General features: G+C 67.3%; 29 protein-coding genes. 17 read left to right on the top strand and 12 right to left on the bottom strand.

The window, feature by feature from the left end; all coding sequences use genetic code 11:
• On the top strand, nucleotides 1-709 hold a 709-nt coding region (locus ACYVE7_RS03145; RefSeq protein WP_460362982.1), incomplete at its 5' end, for a hypothetical protein.
• 6 nt (nucleotides 710-715) lie between these two features.
• Here ACYVE7_RS03145 and ACYVE7_RS03140 read toward each other — a convergent pair.
• On the bottom strand, nucleotides 716-1,150 hold the full coding sequence (locus tag ACYVE7_RS03140) for an Lrp/AsnC family transcriptional regulator (RefSeq protein WP_460362981.1): 435 nt from the start codon (nucleotides 1,148-1,150) through the stop codon (nucleotides 716-718).
• Nucleotides 1,151-1,217: 67 nt separating this feature from the next.
• On the opposite strand from ACYVE7_RS03140, the gene rocD reads away from it, so the two are divergent.
• The 3 genes from rocD to ACYVE7_RS03125 all read left to right on the top strand — a co-directional run bounded on the left by rocD (nucleotide 1,218) and on the right by ACYVE7_RS03125 (nucleotide 4,657).
• Nucleotides 1,218-2,408: an ornithine--oxo-acid transaminase gene (rocD, locus tag ACYVE7_RS03135; protein ID WP_460362980.1), complete on the top strand. Its 1,191-nt coding sequence runs from the start codon at nucleotides 1,218-1,220 to the stop codon at nucleotides 2,406-2,408.
• A 194-nt stretch (nucleotides 2,409-2,602) separates the two neighbouring features.
• Entirely contained in the window at nucleotides 2,603-3,085 is a 483-nt protein-coding gene (gene rraA / locus ACYVE7_RS03130; protein WP_460362979.1) for a ribonuclease E activity regulator RraA, read from the top strand.
• Between the two features lie 78 nt (nucleotides 3,086-3,163).
• On the top strand, nucleotides 3,164-4,657 hold the full coding sequence (locus tag ACYVE7_RS03125; protein ID WP_460362978.1) for an outer membrane protein assembly factor BamB family protein: 1,494 nt from the start codon (nucleotides 3,164-3,166) through the stop codon (nucleotides 4,655-4,657).
• On the opposite strand, the gene ACYVE7_RS03120 is transcribed toward ACYVE7_RS03125, so the two are convergent.
• On the bottom strand, nucleotides 4,654-4,866 hold the full coding sequence (locus tag ACYVE7_RS03120) for an EF-hand domain-containing protein (protein ID WP_460362977.1): 213 nt from the start codon (nucleotides 4,864-4,866) through the stop codon (nucleotides 4,654-4,656). The genes ACYVE7_RS03125 and ACYVE7_RS03120 overlap by 4 nt on opposite strands.
• Before the next feature lie 112 nt (nucleotides 4,867-4,978).
• On the opposite strand from ACYVE7_RS03120, the gene ACYVE7_RS03115 reads away from it, so the two are divergent.
• The 3 genes from ACYVE7_RS03115 to ACYVE7_RS03105 all read left to right on the top strand — a co-directional run bounded on the left by ACYVE7_RS03115 (nucleotide 4,979) and on the right by ACYVE7_RS03105 (nucleotide 7,315).
• Nucleotides 4,979-5,668, top strand: coding sequence for a Uma2 family endonuclease (locus ACYVE7_RS03115; protein ID WP_460362976.1), 690 nt, complete (start codon nucleotides 4,979-4,981; stop codon nucleotides 5,666-5,668).
• Between the two features lie 222 nt (nucleotides 5,669-5,890).
• Nucleotides 5,891-6,100 (top strand): helix-turn-helix domain-containing protein, encoded by a 210-nt coding sequence (locus tag ACYVE7_RS03110; protein ID WP_460362975.1) that lies wholly within the window; start codon nucleotides 5,891-5,893, stop codon nucleotides 6,098-6,100.
• Between the two features lie 174 nt (nucleotides 6,101-6,274).
• Entirely contained in the window at nucleotides 6,275-7,315 is a 1,041-nt protein-coding gene (locus ACYVE7_RS03105) for an AI-2E family transporter (RefSeq protein ID WP_460362974.1), read from the top strand.
• A gap of 28 nt (nucleotides 7,316-7,343) precedes the next feature.
• Here ACYVE7_RS03105 and ACYVE7_RS03100 read toward each other — a convergent pair whose 3' ends face one another.
• Nucleotides 7,344-8,192, bottom strand: a complete 849-nt coding sequence (locus tag ACYVE7_RS03100; RefSeq protein WP_460362973.1) for a chymotrypsin family serine protease — start codon at nucleotides 8,190-8,192, stop codon at nucleotides 7,344-7,346.
• 176 nt (nucleotides 8,193-8,368) lie between these two features.
• Entirely contained in the window at nucleotides 8,369-9,220 is an 852-nt protein-coding gene (locus ACYVE7_RS03095; RefSeq protein WP_460362972.1) for a hypothetical protein, read from the bottom strand.
• Between the two features lie 113 nt (nucleotides 9,221-9,333).
• On the opposite strand from ACYVE7_RS03095, the gene ACYVE7_RS03090 reads away from it, so the two are divergent.
• The 5 genes from ACYVE7_RS03090 to ACYVE7_RS03070 all read left to right on the top strand — a co-directional run bounded on the left by ACYVE7_RS03090 (nucleotide 9,334) and on the right by ACYVE7_RS03070 (nucleotide 13,385).
• Nucleotides 9,334-9,795, top strand: coding sequence for a nuclear transport factor 2 family protein (locus ACYVE7_RS03090; RefSeq protein ID WP_460362971.1), 462 nt, complete (start codon nucleotides 9,334-9,336; stop codon nucleotides 9,793-9,795).
• A gap of 91 nt (nucleotides 9,796-9,886) precedes the next feature.
• Complete coding sequence (locus ACYVE7_RS03085; RefSeq protein WP_460362970.1) at nucleotides 9,887-10,942, top strand: hypothetical protein; 1,056 nt, start codon at nucleotides 9,887-9,889, stop codon at nucleotides 10,940-10,942.
• 83 nt (nucleotides 10,943-11,025) lie between these two features.
• Nucleotides 11,026-12,084: a hypothetical protein gene (locus tag ACYVE7_RS03080; protein ID WP_460362969.1), complete on the top strand. Its 1,059-nt coding sequence runs from the start codon at nucleotides 11,026-11,028 to the stop codon at nucleotides 12,082-12,084.
• Between the two features lie 175 nt (nucleotides 12,085-12,259).
• Complete coding sequence (locus tag ACYVE7_RS03075) at nucleotides 12,260-12,637, top strand: hypothetical protein (RefSeq protein ID WP_460362968.1); 378 nt, start codon at nucleotides 12,260-12,262, stop codon at nucleotides 12,635-12,637.
• Nucleotides 12,638-12,701: 64 nt separating this feature from the next.
• Nucleotides 12,702-13,385, top strand: coding sequence for a hypothetical protein (locus ACYVE7_RS03070; RefSeq protein ID WP_460362966.1), 684 nt, complete (start codon nucleotides 12,702-12,704; stop codon nucleotides 13,383-13,385).
• Between the two features lie 63 nt (nucleotides 13,386-13,448).
• Here the strand turns inward: ACYVE7_RS03070 and ACYVE7_RS03065 are convergent, their stop codons facing one another.
• Nucleotides 13,449-13,916, bottom strand: coding sequence for an SRPBCC family protein (locus tag ACYVE7_RS03065; RefSeq protein WP_460362965.1), 468 nt, complete (start codon nucleotides 13,914-13,916; stop codon nucleotides 13,449-13,451).
• A 293-nt stretch (nucleotides 13,917-14,209) separates the two neighbouring features.
• Here ACYVE7_RS03065 and ACYVE7_RS03060 point away from each other — a divergent pair, with 293 nt between their 5' ends.
• Nucleotides 14,210-15,559, top strand: a complete 1,350-nt coding sequence (locus ACYVE7_RS03060; RefSeq protein WP_460362963.1) for a CARDB domain-containing protein — start codon at nucleotides 14,210-14,212, stop codon at nucleotides 15,557-15,559.
• Nucleotides 15,560-15,681: 122 nt separating this feature from the next.
• On the opposite strand, the gene ACYVE7_RS03055 is transcribed toward ACYVE7_RS03060, so the two are convergent.
• Nucleotides 15,682-16,518: a class I SAM-dependent methyltransferase gene (locus ACYVE7_RS03055; protein ID WP_460362962.1), complete on the bottom strand. Its 837-nt coding sequence runs from the start codon at nucleotides 16,516-16,518 to the stop codon at nucleotides 15,682-15,684.
• 219 nt (nucleotides 16,519-16,737) lie between these two features.
• Nucleotides 16,738-17,358 (bottom strand): hypothetical protein, encoded by a 621-nt coding sequence (locus tag ACYVE7_RS03050; protein WP_460362961.1) that lies wholly within the window; start codon nucleotides 17,356-17,358, stop codon nucleotides 16,738-16,740.
• A gap of 169 nt (nucleotides 17,359-17,527) precedes the next feature.
• Between ACYVE7_RS03050 and ACYVE7_RS03045 the strand changes: the two genes are divergently transcribed.
• On the top strand, nucleotides 17,528-17,806 hold the full coding sequence (locus ACYVE7_RS03045) for a hypothetical protein (protein WP_460362959.1): 279 nt from the start codon (nucleotides 17,528-17,530) through the stop codon (nucleotides 17,804-17,806).
• Nucleotides 17,807-18,092: 286 nt separating this feature from the next.
• Nucleotides 18,093-18,479: a hypothetical protein gene (locus tag ACYVE7_RS03040; RefSeq protein ID WP_460362958.1), complete on the top strand. Its 387-nt coding sequence runs from the start codon at nucleotides 18,093-18,095 to the stop codon at nucleotides 18,477-18,479.
• A 21-nt stretch (nucleotides 18,480-18,500) separates the two neighbouring features.
• Here ACYVE7_RS03040 and ACYVE7_RS03035 read toward each other — a convergent pair whose 3' ends face one another.
• From ACYVE7_RS03035 to ACYVE7_RS03025, 3 genes are all read right to left on the bottom strand, one after another.
• Nucleotides 18,501-19,166 carry a PaeR7I family type II restriction endonuclease gene (locus ACYVE7_RS03035; protein ID WP_460362957.1) on the bottom strand — a complete coding sequence of 222 codons (666 nt, stop codon included), beginning with the start codon at nucleotides 19,164-19,166 and terminating at the stop codon, nucleotides 18,501-18,503.
• Nucleotides 19,167-19,174: 8 nt separating this feature from the next.
• Nucleotides 19,175-20,854, bottom strand: a complete 1,680-nt coding sequence (locus ACYVE7_RS03030; RefSeq protein WP_460362956.1) for an Eco57I restriction-modification methylase domain-containing protein — start codon at nucleotides 20,852-20,854, stop codon at nucleotides 19,175-19,177.
• Between the two features lie 414 nt (nucleotides 20,855-21,268).
• Entirely contained in the window at nucleotides 21,269-21,583 is a 315-nt protein-coding gene (locus ACYVE7_RS03025) for a hypothetical protein (protein ID WP_460362955.1), read from the bottom strand.
• Nucleotides 21,584-21,690: 107 nt separating this feature from the next.
• Here ACYVE7_RS03025 and ACYVE7_RS03020 point away from each other — a divergent pair, with 107 nt between their 5' ends.
• Nucleotides 21,691-22,191 carry a hypothetical protein gene (locus ACYVE7_RS03020; protein ID WP_460362954.1) on the top strand — a complete coding sequence of 167 codons (501 nt, stop codon included), beginning with the start codon at nucleotides 21,691-21,693 and terminating at the stop codon, nucleotides 22,189-22,191.
• Nucleotides 22,192-22,364: 173 nt separating this feature from the next.
• On the opposite strand, the gene ACYVE7_RS03015 is transcribed toward ACYVE7_RS03020, so the two are convergent.
• The gene (locus tag ACYVE7_RS03015; protein ID WP_460362953.1) at nucleotides 22,365-22,556 is read right to left on the bottom strand and encodes a hypothetical protein; all 192 of its coding nucleotides are present in this window, start codon (nucleotides 22,554-22,556) and stop codon (nucleotides 22,365-22,367) included.
• A 76-nt stretch (nucleotides 22,557-22,632) separates the two neighbouring features.
• Here ACYVE7_RS03015 and ACYVE7_RS03010 point away from each other — a divergent pair, with 76 nt between their 5' ends.
• Nucleotides 22,633-22,896: a hypothetical protein gene (locus ACYVE7_RS03010; protein ID WP_460362952.1), complete on the top strand. Its 264-nt coding sequence runs from the start codon at nucleotides 22,633-22,635 to the stop codon at nucleotides 22,894-22,896.
• Nucleotides 22,897-23,136: 240 nt separating this feature from the next.
• On the opposite strand, the gene ACYVE7_RS03005 is transcribed toward ACYVE7_RS03010, so the two are convergent.
• Nucleotides 23,137-23,871, bottom strand: coding sequence for a hypothetical protein (locus ACYVE7_RS03005; RefSeq protein ID WP_460362951.1), 735 nt, complete (start codon nucleotides 23,869-23,871; stop codon nucleotides 23,137-23,139).
• Nucleotides 23,872-23,880: the final 9 nt, after the last annotated feature.

The following is a 23,880-nucleotide window of genomic DNA, read 5'->3' as shown; positions in this document are numbered from 1 at the left end:
GGCGGGCCCGCCGGCCGCGCGCGGGTGGACCGCTCCGCTGCCCGACACCGGGGTCTGGGTGGACGCCGACGCCACGACCCTCCTGCTGCGCGGCACCGGCAGCGCCTGCGACCGTTCCGCCAGGGTCGAGGTCGCCGAGACCGACCGCGCCGTCCGGATCAAGGTGACCCGTTCGGGTGTGGAGCGCACCTGCCCGCTCATCGGTGTCTTCCGGACCTTCGCGATCGATCTGTCGGCGCCGCTGGGCGACCGCCGGATCGTCGACTTCGCCGACCGCGACTACCTCAGGCTCAAGCTCCGTCCCGCGGGGCGGGGGTCGGGCGGGCAGTACGAGATCCCCGTCGAGACGGTCCACGCCGCCGCGCCCGTCCTGCCCCGGATCGTCCCGAAGGGGACGGCTGCGACGGCCGAGGGCTACTGGGCGGATCCGTCGGGCACCGTCCTGGTGCTGAACGAGCCGGTCGGGCAGTGCGTCACCGGGGTGTCGATCGCCGTCGACGAGTGGGCCCGTTCGATCCGGCTCGTCTTCCGGCACACCCCGGCCGCGATCGACTGCCCCGACCTGGTCATCGGCCGGCAGTACCGGATCGCGCTGCGCCGTCCCCTCAATGGCCGGATCGTCCGCGACGCCAAGGGCCAGATCATGCAGGCGCTCCCCAACGCCCCGACCTCCCCGATCGCCGACGAGTTCCGCGTCCTCTACCGCTGAGCTCCGTCAGGCCTCGATGAGCCGCGACAGCACGATCGAGGTCTTGGTCTGGACGATCATCCGGTCGCCGCGGAGCCTTTCCAGGGCCTCCTCCAGATGGTGGATGTCGCGCGCCCGCATATGGACCAGGGCGTCCGGCTCGCCGGAGACGGTGTAGCAGGCGACGACCTCGGGGTGCCGCCGCACACTGGCCTTGATCTGGGCGGCGCTGGTGCCGCCCGTGCAGAAGATCTCGATGAACGCCTCGGTGGTCCAGCCGAGCGCGTCCTGCGAGACGACGGCGCGGTAACCAGTGATGATCTTGTCGGCGCGGAGCCTGTCGACGCGTCGTTTCACTGCGGGGGCGGAAAGGCCGACGATGTCGCCTATCTGTGCGAACGAGGCACGTGCGTTCTCCAGCAGGCACGCAATGATCTGCTGGTCAATGCCGTCAATTTGCAACGAATCGCGCCTCTCGCTTCGCCTTTTGTTTTGGATTCCCGTTCGGTACGACCATAACCTGAGATACATGACGACCACCTCTGAGCTGCGGGCGCTGTCCGAGGCGCACTCCGCGCACAACTACCACCCGCTGCCCATCGTGATCGAGAAGGCCGAGGGCGCCTGGGTCACCGACGTCGAGGGCAAGCGCTACCTCGACATGCTGTCCGCCTACAGCGCGGTCAACTTCGGGCACTGCAACCCGCGCCTCGTCAACCGGGTCAAGGAGCAGCTCGACCAGGTCACGCTGGTCAGCCGCGCCTTCGACCACGACCAGTTCGGCCCGTTCGTCACCGAGCTCGCCGAGCTGTGCGGCAAGGACATGGTCCTGCCGATGAACTCCGGAGCCGAAGCCGTCGAGACGGCCCTGAAGACCGCCCGCAAGTGGGGCTACGAGGTGAAGGGCGTACCGGCCGACCAGGCCAACATCATCACCTTCCAGGGCAACTTCCACGGCCGCACCACCACCATCGTCTCCTTCTCCGACGACCCGGACGCCCGTAACTCCTTCGGGCCGTTCACGCCCGGGTTCCGGTCCGTCCCCTACGGCGACGTCGAAGCGCTCCGCGCCGCCGTCGACGAGAACACCGTCGCCGTGCTGATCGAGCCGATCCAGGGCGAGGCGGGCGTCAACGTGCCGCCGTCCGGGTTCCTCACGGCCGTCCGCGAGATCTGCACCGAGGCGAACGCCCTGATGATCGACGACGAGATCCAGGCGGGTCTCGGCCGCACGGGCCGCACGTTCGCCGCCGACCACGAAGGCGTCGTCCCCGACATCTACATCCTCGGCAAGGCCCTCGGCGGCGGCATCATGCCCGTCTCTGCGGTCGTGGCGAACCAGGACATCCTGGGTGTCTTCCAGCCGGGCCAGCACGGCTCGACCTTCGGCGGCAACCCGCTCGCGTGCGCCGTCGGCCGCGAGGTCGTCGCGATGCTGAACGAGGGCACCTTCCAGGAGCACTCCGCGGAGCTCGGCGCGTACATGCACGAGCGGCTCGGGAAGCTGGCCAACGTCAAGGCCGTCACCGGGCGCGGCCTGTGGGCCGGGATCCAGCTCCACGGCAAGGCGCGGCCCGTCTCCGAGCGGCTGATGGAGCGCGGCGTCCTGGCCAAGGAGACCCACGAGACCATCATCCGGCTGGCCCCGCCGCTGGTGATCACCAAGGAAGAGCTCGACTGGGCCATCGACCAGCTCGAAGCCGCACTGGCCGAAGGCTAGTTCCCACAAGCTGCGGGGGAGGCGCCGCCCGGTTCCGGGGGGTATCCGAGGCGCGCCTCTCCCGCAATCCACCACCCTCCAACAGGGGTGAGCACGGAAAACCCGTTCCACAGCGCCGTGGAACGGGTTTTCGCGTACCCGGGGCGGTCCCCCGTCGTCGGACTGTCGGGGGGAGGGCCGTAAGATCCGAGGTCATGACGTTCGCGACGGCCGACCTCATCGACGATTTCGAATCCGAACTGCAGAGCTGCGAGACCCAGTTCCGCCAGTTCGGCTCCCTCCAGGTGTTCAGCGGGCCGGTCAGCACGGTCCGGTGCTTCCGCGACAACGGCCTCGTCAAGAAGATCCTCAACACTCCCGGCGAGGGGCGCGTGCTCGTCGTGGACGGCGGGAACTCCCTGGCCAGCGCCCTGTGCGGTGATCTGATCGCGAAGGCGGCCGTCGACAACGGCTGGTCCGGGATCGTGATCAACGGGGTGGTCCGCGACACCGTCACCCTCGCGACCCTCCGGATCGGGATCAAGGCGCTCGGCGCCAACCCGAAGAAGTCCGCCAAGGACGGCGCGGGCGAGGTCGACGTCCCGGTGACGTTCGGCGGCGCCGAGTTCCGGCCCGGCTCCTGGCTGTACAGCGACCATGACGGCATCGTCCTCGCCGACCGGGAACTCCCGCTCTGATCTCGATGTGATCTCCCGATCGGGAAAAACCGGGAGGTCGTGCGATACTCCGGTCGCTTAACGAGAGGAGCGACCGGAATGAGCAGGACGACCAGGACGCCCGGGATCAACGTCAAATGGGCGATCATCGGGCTGATAGCCGCCGTCGGCGTGGGCTTGATGCTGACCCTTCAGGTCCGGAACTGGATCGCGCTGGGCGTCGAGTCCGGCGGATCGTGCGGATCGTCGCGCGGGATCAGCAGCGGGCCCTGCCCCCAGAGCTGGGGCACGATCTTCGGGCTGTCGCTGGCGTCGCTGTTCCTGTTCGTGCCGCTGGTCTTCATGGCGCTGGTCAAGGCCGGGCGGATCGGCTGCGTGGCGGGCGCGGTGGCGGCGGCCGTCGGCGTCTACCCGGGCATCCTGCTGTTCGACGCGATGCACGGCCGCACCATCGAGGCGGCCTGGTCACTCCCGTCCGACACGGGCTCCGACACCGACACCGAAGGGGTGTGGGCCTCCGGCGAGACGGTCGTCCGCGCCAGGTTCGACGGGCTGACCGCCTACCAGGCGGGCTCGGGGGAGCGGCGCTGGAACTGGCAGCTCCCTGGCCGTGACGTGCTGTGCGGGCTGAGCCGGACCGCCGACGGAGGCGTCGGGCTGGTCGCCCGGCAGAGCCCCGACGCCGGGCTCTGCGGCACGACGACCGCGCTCGACCTGGTCACCGGCAAGGTGCTGTGGGAGCACACCGTCGCCACCGAGGACCTCTCCGCGGGCACCGAGTTCGACCGGCTCGCGCTCGCCGGCGACTCCGCGCTGGTCCGCACGTCCCGGCTGGTGCAGGCGCTCGGCGTCAAGGACGGCGCGGTCCGCTGGAAGCGCACGCCGAAGAGCCCGCGGTGCCTTTTCGGCTGGATCGCGGGCGGCACGGACCGGACGGTCGTCGCGGAACGCTGCCACGACACCGACGCCGCCACCCATGTGCTGCGCTCCCTCGATCCGGCCACCGGCCGTGAGTTGTGGTCGCTGCGGATCCCGGCCGTCGGCAACGCCAACGTCTCGTTCGTGTCGGCCGAGCCGCTGGTCGTGCGGGTCCAGGAGACCGACCAGCGCGGCACCACGTCCCTGCTGTCGATCAACGGCGAGGGCCGCGTCATCGCGACCATCCCCGTCGACGAGTCCGACGCGAAGATCGAGGACGATCCGCTGGGGTCGCGGTCCGTGATCCCCGTGTACCGGATCGCCGTCACCAAGGACACGCTCGTCGCCAAGACCAGGAACACGCGGGGCGAGAACCGGCTGACCGCCTACTCCCTCACCGACGGCCACCGGCTGTGGCAGTCCCCGAAGGGCCGCGACACCATCGCCTTCGTCGCCTATGACGGCAAGGAGGTGCTGACGGCGACGGCCCGGTCGGGTCTGCTCCGGCTGCGCGCCCTCGATCCGGCCACCGGGAAGGAACGCGTCTCGGCGGCCGTCCCGCTGGACTACCTGGACTCGGGCTCGCAGCTCATCCCGACCCCCTCGGCCCTCATCGTCGCCGCCGGCTCGGGCCACGCCCCCTACTCGCCCCTTCAGGGGCTGCCCAGACCCTAGTTCTGGGCGCGCTGCAGGAAGGCGGCGAACTCGTCGAGGGAGAGTTTGCCGTCGCGGGACTTGTCGGCGGTGACCATGACCTCGACGACGCGCGTGAAGTCGGAGTCGTGGCCGAGCGCGTGCATGAGCGCGCCCAGCTCGTTGATGTCGATGAACCCATCGTTGTCGGTGTCGATGAGGTCGAAGGTCGGCTTGTATTCGTTCGTCACACGCGGCACATTAGCGGCCGGGCGTCGAGGAGCGGGTGCCCGGCCGGAAAACGCTCGGCGGCTGGTGCGAACAGCACCATACGTGTCGAAGACCTGTCGTAGAGTGACCATCATGGCGCTGCTCTCGCTCGTGCGCGCCGGCCGGCCCCAGCATCTGCTGCGCCGTCCGGTGGCGTGGCCGCCCACCGCGGAGAAACTGTACGCGGCCCTTTCCGTCCCCAAGGGCTGCACGATGACGTTGACGTCGGGACGCGTCCGGATCGAGGGCGCCCGCGACCAGCAGCGGCTCGCCGCGCAACTGGCGTGCGAGCTGCCCGACGGGGTCCGGGTCGAGCTGTACGACGGCCGGGTCGTGGTGTCGGGCGTCCCGGATCCGGCTCATGACGGGGTCGTCGCCGCGCTCCGCGCCAGGCTCACCGAGCCCGCCGCCGAGCACCGGTGGAGCGTGCACCGCGACGCGACCGTGCTGATGCCGCGGGCGCGCTCCTACGTTCGGCCGGATCTGAGCTTCGTCCGGGCCGGGGCCGGGTGGCAGGGCGAGGTGGTGCTCGGTTCGGATCTGGCGCTGGCCGTCGAGGTCGCCGCCGCTCCCGACTCCGCCGACGACCGCGAGGCCAAGCGCCTGTTCTACGCGGCCGCCGGGGTCTCCTCCTATCTCCTGTTCGATCTGCCCGACCAGCAGGCCGTCCTGTTCGACATCCCCATCGACGGCGACTACCAGCACGCCGAGCGGGTCCCGCTCGGCACCCCTCTTCCCGTCCCCTACGGCACCCCTCTGGACACCCGATGCGAACCCTCCTGATCTGTACCGTTCTGTCGCTCGCTCTTAGCGCATGTAACGATGGTTCCGATACACCCGAAAAGGCCCCTCTTCCCACCCATTCGGTGCCCTTCACTCCCCCTGTCGTCACCCCCGCGGCCCCCGTGGTGCCTTAACGCGATGAACTGCTGCGATCTTGTGGCCTGGACGTGATCAACCGCTGGTTATGGTGCGGAAACAGATCACTTCAGGTGAGGAGCGGGCATGTCGGAAGAAGTCACCAAGGGGCGCCGGGTCTCCGGCGACCAGCGAGCAGATCTGGCGAGGACCGCGGCTGACAAGTACGCGTCGGGTGCGAGCATCCGGTCGCTGGCCGCGGAGCTCGGACGTTCGTACGGCTTCGTCCACAAGCTGCTGGGCGAGGCGGGCGTCGAGCTGCGCGGGCGTGGCGGCAACAACCGAGGCAAGAAGTAGTGGCCGCGGTCAGGTCGGCGGCCGGGCACTGGGACGTCCCGGACGGTAGCTGACCGCACCCGGCCGGGACGAGGCGTACCGGTCGGTGTCGGAGACGGGCGGAGGGTGCTGGGGGCAGCCCTTTCCGCCCGGCTTCGCGTTTGGGCGGCTCCGCACGGCGGAACGCTCAAGATCATGGAATCGAGGACCGCGCCGGGACTGCTCGTCCTGATCGGCGTGGCCGCCGCGGCCATCGCCCTGACCTGGCTGCAGTCGGAGTCCGGGATGGTCGGGCCGGCGGTGCTGGCGCTGCTGCTGGTCATCGCGGTCAGCCCGATCCGCGGCTGGCTGTCCAGGCGCGGCGCACCCGACTGGGTGAAGGTGGCCGTCCCGCTCGCCACGGTGCTGCTGTTCCTGGCGGGGATGGGGTTCGCGCTGGTCGTCGCGCTGACCCAGCTCATCAATCTGCTGCCCGCGTACTCCTCGGAGTTCAACCAGATCGCGACGAACGTCGCGGACCGGCTGGCGCCGTACGGCATCCACACCGCGGACCTGGTCGACAAACTGCGCAAACTCAACCCGTCGAATCTGGTGCCGTACCTGCAGACCCTGCTGAACACGCTGATGAGCGTGTCGTCGGCGCTCGTCCTGCTGATCACGCTGCTCGTCGCGATGTCCCTGGACGCCACCGGCATGGGCCGCCAGCTCGACAAGATCTCCGAGGAGAAGCCGGAGCTGGTGCGGGCGCTGCGCGGCTGCGTCCGGGACACCTACAGCTACCTGAAGGTCAGCACGGTGTTCGGCGCGCTGATGGCCGTCTGCGACTCGATCGTCCTGTGGATGCTGGGGGTGCCGCTGCCGCTGCTGTGGGGGCTGCTGGCGTTCCTCGCCAACTACATTCCGAGCCTCGGGTTCCTGCTCGCGCTGATCCCGCCGGCGCTGCTCGCGCTGCTGATCGGCGGGGTCGGCAAGATGCTGGTCGTCATCTGCGCGTACATCGCCATCAACTTCGTGACGCAGTCGCTGCTGCTGCCGAAGTTCCTGAGCGGCGCCGTCGGGCTGTCGGTGACGATCACGATGCTGTCGCTGGTGCTGTGGACGACCGTCCTCGGCCCGCTCGGCGCGATCCTCGCCGTCCCCCTGACCCTCATGGTCCGCGCCCTCCTCCTCGACCCCGACCCGTCCAAGCGCTGGGCGGGCCGCCTCCTGACCGGCGCCGACCCCCGCGCCGAATAGGCGCGGGGGCCGTACCTTGGCGGCGGACTTACGGGTTGGTGGTCACTTCGAAGCCCGCGCCGTAGACGTCGGCGGGGGTGGCGACATCACGGGCCCGCAGGTCGGCGAGGATGTTCGCCGAGCTGACGGTGGCGTACTGGGGGTACCACAAGATGATCCCCCTGGTGATGCCGATCCACGGACCTTCGGCCTTGAAGCCGTTGGCCTCGGACGGGTAGGCGCTGCCGGGGACATGCCAGATCGCCGGGCCGCCGGAGTCTCCGCCCTTGGTCGGGGCCGAGCTCACGTAGACCCCGCTCAGGTGGCCGGTGATGCGCGCGTACCAGACGCCGAGCTGGCCTGACTTGACGATCTCGTTGTTGTGCTGCCACGAGGTCCCCACGAGGCGCTCGGTGTCGAGCACGGGGGTGACGGTGGCGATGGGGGTAGGCGACCCGTTGGGGGTCTTCATTTCGCCCGTCTGCTTCAGGTGGGTCCCCGTGGAGGACAGCAGCACGGACGGGACCAGCTCGATGATCATGTAGTCCCTGGCCGCGTCGGCGTCGCTCCCGCCGTTGTTCCTGAAGTAGCGGACGTGGCCGATCACACCAGCGGACACGTCGTTGCGGTCCCAGATCGGGTAGAGGTTCTCGGTGAGATCCTGGTTGGCGTGTCCGGGGTCGGTGAGGCAGTGCCCGGCAGAGATCGCGATCTTGCGACCATAGTCGTCGTTGCCGACGGCACCGATAGAGCAGAAGCCGCTGGCGGGGTCGGCCTCGAAGACGATCTGCATCCCGTTGTAGATGCGCTTGCCCTCGTCGGCATGGGCGACGCCACCGGTGACGACCGAGGCGGCGGCCGCCACGGCCAGGAGCACACTGCTGATTTGCTTACGCACGCGAAAATCCTGTCGGTCGGGGTGGGGAGATCAACAAGCACAGTGGACCGCCCCCACCCCCACCAGTCCAGCCCGCCCCCCTATGGCAAATCTCATAGAGCCTAACCTGTCTATTTATGCTAGGTGCCGACGCATCGGGCGGGTGTGCGCGGGGGGCCGCGCGCACCCCGGGCGGGTTACGGGTTGGTGGTCACTTCGAAGCCGGCGCCGTAGACGTCGGCCGGGGTGGCGGCGTCGCGGGCGCGCAGGTCGGCGAGGATGTTCGCCGAGCTGGTGTAGATGTATATGGGGAGCGAGGGGAAGGACAGGCCCTTGGTGATGCCGGCCCAGGGCCCCTCGGCCTTGAAGCCGTTGGCCTCGGACGGGTAGGCGCTGCCGGGGACGTGCCAGATCGTCGGGCCGCCGGAGTCGCCGCCCTGGTGCTTGGCCCAGGACTGGTAGATGCCGCCCGCGTTGCTGGTGACGCGTCCGTACCAGATGCCGAGCTGGCCCGACACGACGAGCTCGTTGTTGTTGAACCACGCGGTGCCGAGCAGCCGCTCGCTGTCGAGCACGGGGCTGGTCGTGGCGTTGGGGCTGGGCGTCCCGCCGGGAACCTTCAGTTCACCCGTCTGCTTCATGTGCGTTCCCGTCGAGGACAGCCGTACGGACGGGACCAGCTCGATGATCATGTAATCCTTGGACACGTGGCCGTTGCCCGCGCCCTCGGGGTCCTTGAAGTAGCGGACATGGCCGATCGCGCCCGCGGCCAGGTCGTTGCGGTCCCAGATGGGCTGGATGTCGTCGAGGAGCTCCCGGTCTGCGTAGGCCGCGTCGCGGATGCAGTGCCCGGCGGAGATCGCGATCTTGCGGCCGTAGTCGTCGGTGCCGACCGCGCCGATGGTGCAGAACGCCTCGGGATGGTCGGGATGGAAGAGGATCTGCATCCCGTTGTGGACGCGCTTGGCCTCCTCGGCCTGGGCGACGCCGCTGATGGCGACCGAGGCGGCCGCCACGGCCAGGAGCACACTGCACAGTTGCTTACGCACGCGAAATCCTGTCGGTCGGGGTGGGATCAACGTCTCCAGTCGACCCTCCCCGCCCCCGCCGGTCCAGAGCTTCCCGCTATGGGCAATCTCATAGAGCCTGATATGTTTATTTGATGGGGGAGTGGGCGGCGGTTCATGAGCGTGTGGTGGCGGCGTTCGCCGCGGCGTGGCGCGAACCCACCCCGGAACTCTGGGCCGACCTGTTCGCCGAGCACGTCGAACTCGTCCAGCCGCTGCTGGGCAGTGCGACCGGCCGCGCTCAGGCGGTGGGCGAGGTCCGCCGGCTCCTGGCGTTCTGGCCTGATGTGACGGCCGAGGTGCTGGACTGGTCCGGCACCGGCGACCTGCTCTTCATCGACCTGCGGATCACCGGAACGGTCGGCGGCAGGCCACTGTCCTTCCGCACCCTCGACAAGCTCCATGTCACCAGTTCCGGCCAGATCGCCCGCCGCGACGCCTTCTTCGACTCGACCCCGCTGCTCCTGGCCCTCACCCGCCGCCCCTCGGCCTGGCTCCCGTGGTGGCGCTCCGGCATCGGCCCCCTCTCCGCCCGCCGCCGCCTCCTGCGGAAATAGCGGAAGAAAGCGCGGACCGCGCTTTATCGGCTTTACATTCGGCGGAAATTGTCAATGGACGGACAATGGCTGCTGGTGCACTATGCGCGGTATGAAAAGACTCTTCGCGAAGGTTGCGGTCGCCGGGGCCGGCACGGTGGCGCTGCTGTTTCCCGCGACGCCCGCACAGGCGGCCGGTGAGTGGCACGAGGTGGCGCTGCCGCCGCTGTGGCCGACGAATTTCATCAACGAGCTCGTCGCGGCGGCTCCGGACAGTGTGTGGATCGGCGGCGGGCAGGGCAAGTTCTGCATCCCCGGTTGGACGCCCTATAGCTGTGCGCTGTCCAGTCCCGGCAATCCCGTGGCCCGTCGGTGGAACGGTACGCAGTGGTTGGAATATCCGTTGCGCGACCTTCCCGCGAAGGCCGGGCCGATCGATGACGTCGGCGCGTCGGGCAGCGAGGTGTGGGTGCACAGCCACGTCCTGTCGCCCGAATATCTGGCCCGTTTCGACGGCGCCGCGTTCCAGAAGATGCCGCTGCCGGAAGCGGGCACGGTCTCCTTGTCGGTCAACCCGGCAGGCGTGTGGCTCAAGGGCTCGGGCCGCCAGTACCGCTGGAACGGTTCGGGCTGGACGGTCACCCCGATGCCCGCCGGCATCCGCGGCATCTCCGGTGACGTCCGCTCCGTCAGTGCGACCGAGGCGTGGGGTCTGGGCGTCGCCTCGGAGGGGGTCGGTTACGCCCTGCTGCGCTGGGACGGCGGTTCCTGGAGCAAGGCCGTCGACCTGCCGCTGAACGCCTGGGAGGTGTACTCCGATCAGCTCGCCGTCACCGGCCCCGGCGAGGCGTGGGTTCTCAACGCGGGCACTCCCAGCGGTACCGCGCGCGTCTTCCAGTGGAAGAACGGCGCTCTCACCGACCGTTCCCCGTCCACCCCTACCCGGTTGAACCGGCTGCGCGCCGACGGCCAGGGCACCGTGTTCGCCAGCGGGTACGTTTCGCTGTCTCCGGAGACCCAGGGAACTCTCCGTTTCACCGGCACGGGCTGGGTCGCGGAGCCCCCGCTGCCCGACGGCATCTATCAGGGCAGCGTCATCGGCGTTCCCGGCACCGACCGCTCCTGGACTTTCCGGGGCAGTCCCGCCCAGACCTTCACCAACTCCTGATCCCGATCTGAGTAGGGGTTACTCAGGTGGTGGCGCGTCCCGGTTCCTAACTTGGCGGGAAACCGTGCGAGGGGAGATTCGGGATGTGGTGGCGGAGTGCGGGAGCGGTCGTCGTGGCCGGTGGGCTGGTCGTCGGGGTGGCGGGGCCCGCGGAGGCGGCCAGCCGCGGGTACGGGTATGTGCTGGTGACGCAGCACAAGAAGAAGATCGGGAAGGCGTACCGGGTCGGCGTGTACAAGAATTCGGCGGGGGCCGCGCCGACCGTCGTCCGGACAGGGACCGGTACGTACACCGTGCGCTTCCCCAAACTGGGGCGCAGTGGCGGCGTCGCGCACGTGACCGCGTACGGGGGGACGTCCAACAGCTGCTCGGTCGTGGGGTGGAAGGCGGCCAAGGGCGGGCGGCTCGACGTGCGCGTCCACTGCGTGAACATCGATGGCGGCCGGGCCAACACCCGGTTCTCGCTCGCCTACACCAACATCACGACGATGGCGGGCCGCTACGGCTACGTGGTGTCGGACGCGCCGACCGCGGCGCAGTCCACTCCGGCGGCGTCCCGCAGGTTCAACTCGCGGGGCGGCGTCAACACGATCTCGCGGATCGGCACCGGACGGTATGAGGTGCTCCTGCCGAAACTGGACGGCGCGCACCGCGGCCAGTTCCAGATCACCGCCTACGGCGCGGTCCGTGCCCGCTGCGGTCTGGCCGGGATCAGTTCCGCGGGGACGGAGGGCGGCGATCTCGCCGTCGCCGTCAACTGCCGTGACCTCGACGGAGCTTTCCGCGACTCCCGTTTCACGCTGACGGCTGCCGCGAACACCGGCCTCCAACGCCGCGGCCCGGCCGCTTACAGCGTCGTCGACGTCCCCGAAGCGCCCGCCCCGAGGCCCGGTCTGGCCGCTTTCACCTTCAACTCGGCGGACGAACCGGTCACCTACACCCGCGAGGAAAAGGGCCTGTACAGCTTCGACTTCCCCGGCCAGAACCTGTCGAAGGGCAACGTCCAGGTGACGGCCCTGAACAACGTCGCCGTCCACTGCGGGGTCGTCCGCTGGAACCCCGACGACAACGTCCTGATCAAATGCCACGACCTCGAAGGCACCCGAGCCGACGCCGTAGCCTTGGTCTCCTTCCAACGCTGATGCCCCGGTCTGACGGCCGGATCGGGCCACGGTCTTGATCTTTGGGGGCGGCCCGGGGACCGTACGGAGGCGTGGTGGCAGAGGAGGGACTGGTGTGGTTCAGCATCCGTGGCGACGCGCGCCGTCTCCTCCGACGATGAGCCCGGACGCTGGGTCGCTGCCCGGTCGTCACCGGATGGGACGACGTGGGGCCCACCAGGTCAACGGATGGTCCGTCGTCTTCGCTCTCGTGGTGGCGCTCGCGGGCTGCGGGTCTTCTGGCGAGGGGAAGCCGTGGAGCGAGAAAGCCGAGTTCTGCGGTGACGCAGGCTGGTTCGTTGCCGACGTCGAGCCGGCGCCGACCAGGGAGCGGCTGGAGCAGGCGCTCCGCACGATGGCGCGGTACGCCCCGAAAGTCGCGCCGGAACTCCTCGACGACCTCACGTTGATCGTCAGTCACCTCGACGATCCCGCACAGAAACCGGACATCCGGTTGAAGGACGCGGGTGAGCGCGTCGCCCGCCACAGCGCGGAGATGTGCGGGATCACCATCCCCGGCTCCGTGGTGTCCTGACATCGGACGACCGACATGAACGGCATCGCCCGGACAAGTGCGGCGAGCTCAAAGGAGGATGCTTGTGAGAACGTTCCTCGCCTTCGCCCTGGTGGTGACGCTGGCGGGCTGTGGCGCCCCGGCGTCGCCCCCGGCCCCGGTTCCGTCGTCTGCGGCGGACGATCTGGACGTCCCGCGGCCCGCCGCCATCGAGTTCTTCTCCCGCTACCGGGTCGGCAGCGCCGTCGAAGAAGCCGACCTGCACACCACGATCACCAACGCCGTGAAGGACTCGACGGCCGTGGTCATCGCCGAGATCGCCGGCCCGGGACCGTCCCGTTCGATCACGGGTGAGGTCGCCTCGGACGTCATCCCCCTGTCGTCCTACCGGCTGACGATCGTCGAGGTCCTGCACGGCGAACTACCCACCCCCCACCAGAAGGAACTCATCATCGAGTTCATGGGCAAGGGACGCGGCCCGTACCCGCAAGGCAAGGCGATCTGGTTCCTGCACCGCAAGGGCACCGCGACCCGCCACCTGAAGAACCCGCCGCCCCCCGACCCGGCAGAACGCGACCGCTACCGGGTTCTGTCCTCCCAGGGCCTGTTCCTGCAAGGCCCCGACAGCGTCATCGCCCCACTCGCCGAGCAGCCCCAAGCCGACGCCGAGAATCAAGCCAAGTCGTCCACTCCCGCAGACGCCGCAGCCGAAGGCGAGACCTCCCCAAAGCTCAGCGACCTGGCCGCAAAGATCAAGAAGATCGCCTAGCAAAGATCCCCAGCCCGCCCGAAAGGGCCCACCTGATCTGTGCCGGAGATGCGGCCGACGTGTTCAGCCGTCCGCTTCGACGAACGCCGCCAGATGGGCCAGCGAGGACGCGATCCCTGCTTCGTGAACAGCTTGATCGATCCCCGTCGGCACGTCGGTCGCGACGACGCTCACCTCGGTCCCGCCACCAACGGCGGTGAGACGCCAGGTCATCGTCATCGTGCCCGCATAGGCCGGATCGTCGGCCGCGAACACCGCCCGCTGCACCACCCGTTCCGACGGCACCAGAGCAGCGAACTCGACGTCGACCACGTCCGTGGCATCCGACGACTTACCGGGCCCGCCAGCGGCGTCGAGATAGGTGAGGACCATCCGGAACCCGCCGCCGGGCCGAGGGTCCCATCGCTCGATCCGCCCGCGCATCCCGTCCGGCGGCACCCACGTCTCGAGGGACGGCCGGTCGAGTAGCGCATCGTAGACGGCGGCCGGGGAGGCGGCGATCACCCGGCTGGCCTGATCCGTCCTGTCCACAAGCCGATCCTATGACCGACCTTCAAGGTCTGATGGCTGGTCGGCGTCGTGTGGTGGCGGGATCCGGCCAGCGGTCGGTGCGGGCGGGAGGGTAAGGCCAGCCGGTTCGATGGTCGGCTTTCGGTGTGGGGCCCGGGTGGACGGCGGGAGAGTGTTGCCCCCGTCGATCGGAGTGCGGGGAGGGTTCGGATGCGAAAGTTCTCGCCTGGGGGGCCGTTGGGTCGTGAGCGTTGACCGGTCGTCGCGGTTAGCGGATGGTGAGGCGGCGACCACGCGAACGAACAGGAGAATTCGTGCCCTCAACCGCACCCCGCCGACGACGTAGCGTTCTGTATGACCGGCTCATCGCTCTGGCCTCGGCGATCGTGCTGGGCGTTCTCGGCCTGGCGGCTTTCCCGCAGGCTGCTCACGCCGCTTCCAGCATCACCGTTTCCACGACCACGGTCGTTTCCGGCGAGACCTTCACGGTCGACTTCGTCGCGACCGCTCCCGGAAACTACACCAACGCGACAGAGGCGTTCTATGCCGGTTCGTCGCCCTACGGTGTGCTGCCGGAGTTCACCACCGTCGAGTCCTGCACCGGCAATACCGGGGTCTGCGGCCCGTTCTACGGGATCGGGCAGGGCGTGCCGTTGGGCAACCTGACCGGGGGGACACCGGTCAACGGTTCGATCACGCTGCGGATCAATCCGGGGACCCCGGCGGGCTCGTTCGTCCTGCGTTACCAGCTCTACTCCGAAAGCGGCGGTAGTGACGCCACGATGGACGGCCCCACCATCACCGTCACCGCCCCGCCCCCGGCTGGGGCCGACCTTTCGGTGGCGGTGACCGACTCCGCCTCGTCGGTTTCGGTCGGCGACACCTACTCCTACACCGCCACCGTCACCAACAACGGCCCGGCGACCGCCACGGCCTCCACAGCGGCCGTCACCCTGTCGGGGGCGGCCCGTACGATCGTGTCCGCGGCTTCCAGCCAGGGCTCCTGCACGATCAGCGCGCCCACCGTCAACTGCGGTCTGGGCGGCCTGGCCAACGGCGCCTCGGCGACGATCACGGTCACGGTCGAGCCGGCGGCGACCGGCACGATCACGGCGACGGCGACGGCGTCCGCCGCTGAAACCGATCCCACGCCGGGGAACAACAGCGACGCCGAGGACACCACCGTCAACAACGGTCTCGGCTGCACGATCACCGGCACCCCCGGCAACGACACGCTGACCGGCACCAACGGAGCCGATGTCATCTGCGGTCTGGGCGGCAATGACACCATCGATGGCGGCAACGGCAACGACACCCTCTACGGCGGAACCGGCAACGACGTCATGGGTGGCGGCAACGGCGACGACTACCTGTACGGCCAGGCCGGAGACGACACCAACTACGGCGAAACCCTCCTCGGTTCCCTGCTGTACCTGTTCGACAACGGTGCCGACCACATCTACGGCGGCCCCGGCAACGACGATCTCGACGGCCAGAAGGGCAACGACACCCTCGTCGACACGAGCGGCACGGACACGATGAGCGGCAACGTCGGCAACGACGACATCAACGTCCAGGACGGGTCCGGGGGCGACACCGCCAACGGCGGTCTCGGCACCGACACCTGCACGACCGACGCGGGAGACACCGCCACCGGCTGCTGACCGGCCCCACCACGCAGGCCGCCCTCCCACTCCGGCGGGCGGCCTGCTCCCCATGGAGCCTTCGACGGCCAGAGCTGCTCGGGCGGTGGCCGCTCTGACCGGCGGGTGAGCGCTGGGATTGCCTAGCGGGTGGGGACGGCCGCGCGGGTGAGGACGGACAGCCTGGACGGGTGGAGCGCGTCGGCGCGGTTCCATTCGGCGGGTTCGATGGTTTCTCGTTGTGAGGCGTGTTCGATCGGCTGGAGGTGGCGTTCGAGCAGGAGGGCGTCCATCTGGTCGGTGCTGAGGAAGGTGCGCCAGGGTTCGCCGTGTTCGGCCGCTGCTGCCATGACCAGTTCCGCGTAGGTCTGGCCTGCCTCGTCGCGGTGTTCGGCCGGGAGGAGGTGTTCCACGATGAGTTCCGTGCCGGGTGCGAGGCCGCTGACGACGGTCAGGGTCTGCCGGATCGCCTCTGAGGTCAGGTACATCGTGACTCCGAGCCAGCTGATCAGCGCGGGTCGGTCCGGGTCGAAACCGGCCCGCACGAGGTGATCGGTGAGTGACCGGGCGGGTTCCTTCTCGAAGTCGACGGGGACGAAGAAGACGGACGGTGGGATGGGCGTCCCCGTCTCGGACAGCAGGGTTCGCTTCCAGCACTGGGTCGTCGGCTGATCAACCTCGAAGACCCGCACACGGGCGGCCAGTTCCGACCGGTAGGCGAAGGAGTCCAGCCCCGCGCCGAGGATCACATACTGGTCGACGCCCCGGCCGGCCAGCTCGGCCAGCCGATCCTCGGTGTAACGGCTGCGGGTGACGGCCGTGGTCCGCGCCCCGGCCAGAACCGGATGCCCACCATAGGACTTGTGATAACCGAGGAGTTCTTCAGCTCGCTCACCCAGAAAGGTCTGCGCCAGGGTGTCGGCGAAGATCGCGGGACTCTCATCGACGACGAGGTGCGCCGCGCGCGCTGCGGCCGACATGAGAGCTGTCTGACTGGGCTGTCCCTTGTTCACCATGACGAGGAACAATAGCCTGGCAATTCGCCATTATACCACAAAAGCAAAAATTTCAAAAGGGCTTCCGGGTTCCATTTAGGCAACGAAGACGAATCTCGCGAGAATGCCCAACAGGCGAACGACCCCGATCAATTACGGGTTGAGCGGCGCGCCAGGTTTCTCTTTCACGCCGTCACATCCCCTTCACGGGGTGGGTTCGGGGAGGTTGCCGCTCAGTGGGATCACGCCCCCGCCCTCCAGATACTTGATGGGGACTCCGGCGATCGTGGTGGGTGGGGGTGTTACTGCCTTTGCTTTTGCGTCGGTTGTTGTTCCGTGGACGGTGATGCCGTCGAAGTCGGCGGTGACTCCGCCGACCATGCCGATCTTGAACCCGGGGAGGCCGCCGTGTTCGCCTAGGGACCACATCTGGTCGATGGCCGCGATGAGTTCGGGGAGGGTGTGCTTTCGGGCGCGGAAGGTGACGGTGATTCCGCGGCGCTTTCCCTCGGCGCTGATGTAGTCATGGAGGGGGGAGGCACCGACCCAGAGCAAGGCGGTGCTGCGGTTCGCGGCGTCGTTGACGGATTCGACGTAGCCGTTTTCGTGCAGGCCGGGGAGGGCGTTGAGCCAGGCTTTGAAGTCCTGGAGACGTTCCTGGTTGTCGAGGAAGGCCGGGCCCACTTCCGCGATGTATTCGTCGATGGGAGAGGGCGGCCGCTGCGGCTGTTCGGCGGCGGGGGGCGGATCGTCGGCTGAGGCCGGGGAGACGGCGAGCGGGGCCAGGGACAGACCGATGAGGAAACCGGCCGCTGTTTTCTTCATCTGGAGTTCTCCCCTTACGAAGGCGACCGGTGAATGTTCTCCTGTAGGCGCGAGATTGTCTTGTCAAGAGACGCGTGCGGTCGGTCCCCGCGTTGCTTGGAGGCCATTCGGGGGCGGGCGGGATTTATCACTGGCCCGCGGTAACCTCGCGCGATCTACGCGCGATGGGATGATCATGAGTGAGCTGGTTGAGGCAGTCGAGCTGGAGGTGTATCCGGATTACCGGATGTTCGGGCTGGGGGACCGGTATGCGATGGAGGACGGCGACGACGCGCCGGTGCCGGGCGCCGGGTTGGTCGGTGTTGGAACGCACTACTTCCTGGTCGGGACGGGCGGGTACATGGTTCATCCGGTTGTCCGGCTCGAGCATTGGCCGGGGTGGTGCCAGCGGCTTCATGACGCTCACGACCGGAACGCACACCGTTCGGGTGACGGCGGACTACGGTGACAGCGGAGGGCCTGTCTACTACGGCGGCACCGCTTTCGGCTATTTCACCGGATCGCCCTTCGTGGGAGGCCAGGTTCGTGACGCCTTCTCCCAGGCGAATCAGGTCCCCAACGCCATCGCCGGTTGGCGTGTCCGGACGCACTGACCTCGGCTCGGAGGAAACCCACTCATGAACCTACGATGGCCGGGCCTGGTTGCGGCGGTGGCCCTGACCGCCTCTTGCTCCGGTGGTCCAAGTGCGAAGCCGACGGGCGTCCCCACCCCGTCGGCGTCTTCGTACGGGTCGGTGTACGCGGCGGTCGGCGACGATCCCAGGATCGTCGTCGTGCGGGACCTGAGCAGATGCACCGAGTGCATGTACCAGATGATGGCGGTGCCCTGGAAACTCGTCTACGACAAGGCGACCCGCTGTTTCTTCTTCGAGCGCCTGCCGGCGGGCAGATTCGAGCCCGCCGGCACACGTACCCTGCCGGTGTGGCCGCCCGGCACCCAGCCCGTCCTACGCGACGGCAGGCACGGCATCGACACCGGAACCGAAGTGCTCTGGGAAGGCGTCCGCACCACCACCAACATCAGCGACGACAGCCCGGATCTGCTCACCGAATTCCGCCACGACCCCGCAATCTCCCCCTGCACAGAGAAAATCCACACGACCGTCCATATCCGATCCTGAGCTTGGCCTGGGGCTGAAGTACTAGTTGTGGGGGTGGCGGTGGATGGAGGCGACGCGCTCGGCGATCGCTTGGGAGAAACGCGCGAAGTTCAATCCGAGGTCGGGTTCCGTGAGCTTGGCTGGACTGCCGGCCGAGGTCGTCAGGTACCACGCCGCGTCGTAGATACCTTCTGTGACGAGGCGTTCGCAGAGAATCCGGTATCTGTCTTTCCGCGATGACCCGCGGAAGGCGGGGTGGAGGGGGAACGGCAGCTTCTTCTCGTGGACGCGGACCGTTTGCAGGGTCACTGGCGCTTCTTCGAGGAGGAACACGTAGCCGAGCCAGGGGCGGACCTTGCCGTAGATGCCTTGGTTGTAGGCTTCCCAGATATCGGCTGCTGACCCGAGTGCTTCTTCGGTTCTGTTGTTCGCGTTGTTGCCGAACGATGGTCCGACCTGCGATTTGAATTCGATGGCGGCCACCAAGATCCCGTTGTGGACGACAACCGTGTCCCACTTCTTGGTTGCTCGATAGTATCCGGGGAGTTCGGCGGCACTTCCATGGCGGATGGATGAAGCCGGTATACCCGCCTTGAGAAATTCGTTTTCGACGAGTCTTTCTAGTTCTCGCATGTGCTGGTTCGAGGTGACCGCACTTCGCAGCTTCCAGAAAGTCTCGATGGCCAGTTGGGCGGGATGCTCGATCATTAGGTTCCTTACAGGGGCAGTACCTCCAGTCCGTAGGCCTTCAGGGCCGCTTCGGTGGCAGCGGCGACGTCGCGTTCTTTGAACGCGTTCCTGAGGGCGTCACGGACTTCTTCGTCAATCTCCGACGGGTTGGGGACTCGGATCTTGCGCAGGTACTGCGCCTGGAATCGGAGCGTGCCCCCTCGCATTTTGACCGCGTACGCCTCCACGAAGGCCTCAGCGACCTTCGACAGCAGCAGGCCGCCGAGCACTTCGAGGTCCCAGGTATCGGAGACCACGAAGTAGAGATTGTGATGGGGATAATACCCGCCTTGATCTAGGACCGGGTGGATATTCAGCTTCATGTCAGGAAAGAGCAGCTTGGGGCGTTGGGTGAGGCGGTGGTCGACCTTGTCGATGGTCTTGTACCAGCGCTCAGGCTGCTTGGTCGCGATGTACCGCTGCTTGAGGGTGGTCGAGTGCGTGTCGAGGTAGCTTTTCAGTTGGGGGTAGGCGCTCAGGTCGGCCAGGTCGCCGTCCACGGCCCAAGGGTTGACGAGGTAGTGGCCGCCCCAGGTGAAGGTGCCGCCCCTGGTGTCGCGAACCATCGACAGGGGCAGGAGGCGGTCGGGTTCGACCAGGTCGGGGTCTGTGGTGATGTAGACCCTGTCGGCTCCGGTGGCCACCCCGATACCGACCCGGGTGCAGGTTGTCTGGTCTTCGAGGGTGTTGAAGCGGTCGCTGAGGTCTTCCAGCATCGCGAGGCGTTCAGGAGATCCCGCAGGCCATGATTGGCCGCCGGAGAACCAGTGGGGGAGCCGGGCGGCGTGGCAGGTGGGGGTTCTGTACGCCGTGGCGCCGGGGTCGGCGATCCACGCCAGGAGATCGTTCGTATCCTGCGGTCCGAACTGTCCGGTCGTATCGGCTGCGACGGCTGCAGCCTGCACGGTGTTGCCGATGATCGTGATCGCCGGGTAGGCGGAGACCTGCTCATGGAACGCGTCGACATCATGCATCACCAGCACCAGATCCATGCTGAAGTGGTCGCCGACCAAGGTCCGCAGACCCTTGCCGTACTGGTTTCGCATCCATCGGTCCGCGCAGATGAAGCCCAGTTTCCCGCTGGGTTTGAGGCTGAGGAGCCCGAGCTCGTAGAAGCCGACATAGATGTCGGCTCGACCGCCCATGGTCGAGCAGGTGGCTCGGTAGGCTGCCATCCGATCGTCCGGCACGTCTTCGAGACGAATGTAGGGCGGATTGCCGACGACGAAGTCGACCTTCCCGGGACGCCGTGACGCGTTGAGGAGATAGTCGTCCTGGTTGATCCACGCTTGGGTGACTTTCCCTACTTCGGTAGGGTCCCAGCCTTCGTCGATGAGTTGTGAGCTCAGTCGCCGGCGAGCGTGCTCGACGTGGTGGCCGAGCAGATCGAAGGCCTCGATCGACTCTGAGGCCTCAAGTAGCGAGCGGTTATGCCGTCTGCAGGATTCGGTGAGGCGTTCGACGATCGGGCCGAGGAAGGCGCCTTCACCGCAGGCCGGTTCCACCAGGCGCAGGGTCGCCAGGTCGCGGTCGCTCGTGTAGCCGACGAGGTCGAGGATGAGTTCGACGACCCAGCGCCGGGTGAAGACCTCACCGTTCTCGACGGCCGCCGCCAACGTCGGAGGAACGGACAGTGATCCTGCGTCGCTCAGCGTGTCAACGTTCACGTGATAACGATAGCTCCCTCGTGCCGCTGGGGCAGGTGCTCACGCGGGCCGCCTTCGCCTGCTTCCCGCCCCCAAGGCGCAGGAGCACCGCCCACCAAGATGAAGGAAGGTGTCGGCATCGTGACCTTCGAAGGTAGCTCGGGTAACGTCATGTCCGTTCCTGACCGCCGTTTGCACTACCCGTGTCTCCGGGGAGGTTGCGCCACTACGACCCCCGGACGCGTCCTGTCCGAGGTATGACAGCCAATGCGAAGCCCCGATGGAGGACACGGACATGATCAGTATCTGGAGCGTCGTCTTCATCGCCGTCTGGCTCGTGGGATTCATCGCCATCGTCCGCTATCTGAAGAAGTAGCCGAGCTGACTCCCTCCATCTGACGGAGAGGGGCGTTTGGTCGCGCGGTCCTGGGCGGGCTACCTCCAAGGGTCGGGGCCGTCGTCGCCGTTGTTGATTCTGCGGGCTGCTGGTTGGGTCTTGATCCAGGTGAGGACTTCGTCGCGGGTGCCTTCGAAGGAGGTGACTCCGTAGATTGCTCCGGTGGGGTCGGGTTCGGGGAATTCGTCCAGCCAGGTGGCGTGCCAGATGAGCTTCGCGCGGTCGGTGGTGTTGTAGTAGATCGTGCCGTGGCCGGGACGGGGGGTGCCGATCGGCTGAGGTGGGTTGCTCTCGGCTTCGAAATCGCCCTCGTCGTCTGCGTAGTACCGGCGCATCTTCATCTGTCCCCCCACGTCATCTCCTGCCAGCGGAGTTCTCGGATGGTGAGACGTGATCACGGGTTGGTCGCGGTGAACTCGTTGACGAGCCAGGCGCATATGGCGTCATATATCGTCACCGTATGGATCTTGGTCAGGGTCGGTTCGGTGCGAGGTTCACCGCGGTCGTCGGCGGCGCCGCCGTGGTCTTGGCGGTGGCTACCGGGTGCGGAAGCGACGCGGAACCGGAAGCCGTCAGGGACACGCCTCTTCCGGCGGGCAGCACCGCGGCAGGCAGCGCCCGCCCCGATCCGGGCACCCGGTATCCCACTCCGAGTGATCTGGCCGCCGAACTGCGCAAGGCGGGCCTGGGCTGCGCCAAACCCAAGCCGGCCGAGATCATCGGTGGCGAGAAGGTCTCCTGCAAGATCTCCGGCGAGCAGGTGAACATCGAACTCTACGAGAGCAAGGCCGCCCGGAAGCAAGGCGCCGAGATAGCGTGCGAGATGGGGAAGAGCTTCGGCATCAAACCGGTCTTCGTGACGGACGGGGACCGGTGGTCGATCTCCCCGGAAAGCGTGCCGACCGCGAAGAAGATCCAAGCCGCGGTTGGCGGTCAACTGAAGACCGGCGGCGCTTGCTGATCGGACGCAGCCACTCACCTGCGGCGATCTTGATTCCTCTGCTGTCAGCCATTGGGGCGACGGTCGCCTGAGCGCGCCGGAAGAATCTGCACACCGCGGAACTGCCAGCCGACCCGCGCCTGGATCCCGGGGATCGGGTCGGGTTCGGGGAACTCGTCCAGCCAAGTGGCGTGTCAGATGATCTTCGTGTGGGCGGCGGTGTTGTAGTAGATCGCGCCGTGGCCGGGACGTGGGGTGCCGGTCGGCTGCGGTGGGTTGCCGGTGGCCCGGACTCCGCCGCCGCTCGCGGGGCGGCCACTCGGCGGCCAGGGAGCGGAGGGGTTCCTGATCGTCAGCGTGCCTGTTCTGCGGGGCCGTTGGATCACCCGGGGTTGAGGCGATTCAGCGGTTCCAAGGAGAGGACGCGGGGACAGGCGGCCGGTCACTCGCCTGGCTTCTGCCATGGTGCTGCCCGGCGGTGAGCAGCCCGGTGAGGGTGAGTGCCGCTACCAGGAGGACAGCGCACCCGGCGGGGTCACGGTCTTGGCGGGGCGGAGTTGGGGGCTGGTTCTGATCCTGCAGCCAGATCAGGAACTCGACGGCCAGATCGGCCACATCACCTCGATCGGGATGGAAGGTCACGATCCAGCCGGTGAACATCTGGATGAGTTGCGCGTTCCGGGCTTCGCCGTTGCTGGAGAACTGCGCTTCGCCGCAAGCCGCTGAAATCGCGTCCACGCAGTACGCGAGGGCCAGGTCGTCTGAGCCGAAGTTCTTCTCAGCCCACTGCGTGAATTTCGTTGCCATCGCCAGCCACCCCCGCCGCTTCCGGTCCGCGAACCCCAGTGCCCTCCTGCGGACGCAAGCTTACAGACGTACTTGTTTATCTGTAAACGCCGCCACGCGTGCGGTCACCTGAGCCGAACACGACTGGTCCGGACGCACCGAGGACCTTGAAACCCACCCTCAGCCCAGCCGCTCCAACTGCTTCACCAGCAACGCTTCCGCCCGCTTCGCAATCGGAGCCCCGGACTTAGCTGGCTCTGTGCCTTCCCAATAAAGGGATACCACGACGAGATTTCCGCGGAGTGCGTAGTCGAAGGCGGTATATACTACATTGTATTTGCCGAAATAGTCCGCGAAATCTGCTTTCTGAAATCCGCCAATGCGCGTCCATTTGGCGACTGGCTTATCATTGTCGGACCACTCTGAATCGAACCCGGCATCGAATCGTTTGTTGTCGGAGTCGGGCAGCGGGGTTCGCTTAACAATGATCTTCTTCTTGCACTTATTCACCTTCTCGCGAAGCTCCGAAAATGCATCTGATGCATTGGTGGCGTCCGAGTATAGAAGGAATAGTTCGGCATGGTTTCCGCCGTTGTGCTGGTAATTTTTCTCGGCGAACTGGCTCATGATGATGCGAGGATTACCCGACGGGCTCAGCTCTGTCCTGGCGCAGAGCTCAATCTTGCTTTTCAGAAGGATAGGTCGCCTTGTTTTTGAATCCATCTCATGCCAGGAAGGGCCGTAGTCGGCCTTCTTAAGAATCGATCCCGCGACCTGGGAGAGTGTGAATGTGGGAGGAGGTTCGCTTGTCGGTCCTGATATTGGGCTGGGGCTTGTGCTGGGAGTGGGTTCTTTGCTGCTGCAGGCGCTAGCGGCGATTGCAAGGGCTGCGAAAACAAAGATGCTCTGGCGCATCTTGCTAGT

It is taken from the genome of Actinocorallia lasiicapitis (assembly GCF_054778695.1).
Note: the sequence above shows the minus strand (reverse complement) of the source record. Positions and strands in the feature narration are given on the sequence as shown.